Source organism: Psychrobacter piechaudii (genome assembly GCF_900162825.1).
Taxonomy (GTDB): domain Bacteria; phylum Pseudomonadota; class Gammaproteobacteria; order Pseudomonadales; family Moraxellaceae; genus Psychrobacter; species Psychrobacter piechaudii.
Genome location: NZ_FUGE01000069.1, coordinates 1 through 1,333, shown reverse-complemented (window position 1 = coordinate 1,333; position 1,333 = coordinate 1). Strand labels below are relative to the sequence as shown.

Sequence of the window (1,333 nt, the reverse complement as noted above, 5' to 3'; positions counted from 1 at the left end):
TTCTTTTTCCAACGCTGAATTGTCGTTGTACTGATTTGATATTCTTCGGCAAGCTCTCGATAACTGTAACCTTCGTCAAGCTTGTCTAATATCATTTGTCTGTAGTCTTTTGAATATGCCATCTTATCAGTGTATCTTATTTATGGGGCTATGACTATAATTCGGAGCATTATGAATTTACCCGAGCTGCAGAACGTCAGGCCGAAAAAGCAGGACTAAAAACTGAATTTTTTGGCAACAGCTATGATTTTGATTATATGCAAAAAGAAGCCAAGGGCGAGGTGTATCCGTCAGCGCTGGGCGGTGAAGTTATCTATGGTAATAATGCCGGCAAGTATTCGCTAGATTTGACCTATCTAAAAGACGCAGAAGCTACCGGTAATGTGACGGTTAAAACACTGCGTAAAGTTAATGGTATTAAGCAATTAGACAACGGTCAGCTTGAGCTTGATGTGCACGTAATTAATGAAGAGGGCGGTGTTGATGCCATTGAGTATTACAGCTGCGATAAGCTGTTTTTAAACGCGGGCAGTACGGGTACCTCAGAGCTATTATTAAAAAGCCAAGCGGTAGGCACACTCAATAATCTCAATGAGCACATAGGCTAGCATTGGGGGCCTAATGGCAATATCATGACTGGGCGTAACTTCGTTTATGCTGCTGGTGAAGCCCAGTCTACCATTCCGGTGAAGGGGATTAATCTATGGGATGGAGATAGGGGTGGCTCAAAATATAAGATATTTGCTGAGATTGCCCCATTGCCCTTAGGGCTTGAGACTTGGACCACTTTGTATTTGGCCATTACTGATAACCCTGAGCGCGGCAATTACTATTATGACAAAGCCTCAGGCACGGTGAAGTTAAATTGGAAGCGCTCACAAAATGAGTATTCGGTTAATGCGGCCAAAGAACTCATTGAAAAGTTGGCCAAAGCCAATGGTGGCCGTCTCTCAAGCTTACTGTTTACCAAGGGCTATGGCGATAATTTCTGTTATCACCCCTTAGGGGGTTGTGTGCTCGGCAAAGCTACGGATGAGTTTGGACGGGTCAAGGGTTATGAAAATATTTATGTCCAAGATAGCGCTTTGATTCCGGGCAGTGCTGGGGTAAACCCTTATGTCTTCATTACTGGGCTTGCTGAGCGTAATATGAGTTATATTTTGAAAGAGGACTTTGGATAAAAAAACGCCCTTAATGGGTAATGCCAGTCAGTTAAACAAGAGACTTAGCGGAGATATGGTTTTTTAAAACCAGAGAACTCCATAAACAGGGGTTTCTAGAAAAAACGAATTTCAGAATTTCGCTATAAAATCTCTTAACTGACTGGCATTAC

General features: G+C 42.5%; 3 protein-coding genes. 2 read left to right on the top strand and 1 reads right to left on the bottom strand.

Going from position 1 to position 1,333, the window contains the following annotated elements:
• On the bottom strand, positions 1-122 hold a 122-nt coding region (locus A1019T_RS02585; RefSeq protein ID WP_143514058.1), incomplete at its 3' end, for a helix-turn-helix domain-containing protein.
• Positions 123-257: 135 nt separating this feature from the next.
• Here A1019T_RS02585 and A1019T_RS13540 point away from each other — a divergent pair.
• Positions 258-608 (top strand): hypothetical protein, encoded by a 351-nt coding sequence (locus tag A1019T_RS13540; protein ID WP_244156509.1) that lies wholly within the window; start codon positions 258-260, stop codon positions 606-608.
• Positions 609-632: 24 nt separating this feature from the next.
• Entirely contained in the window at positions 633-1,181 is a 549-nt protein-coding gene (locus A1019T_RS13535) for a GMC oxidoreductase (protein ID WP_244156508.1), read from the top strand.
• The last annotated feature ends 152 nt before the right edge of the window (positions 1,182-1,333 follow it).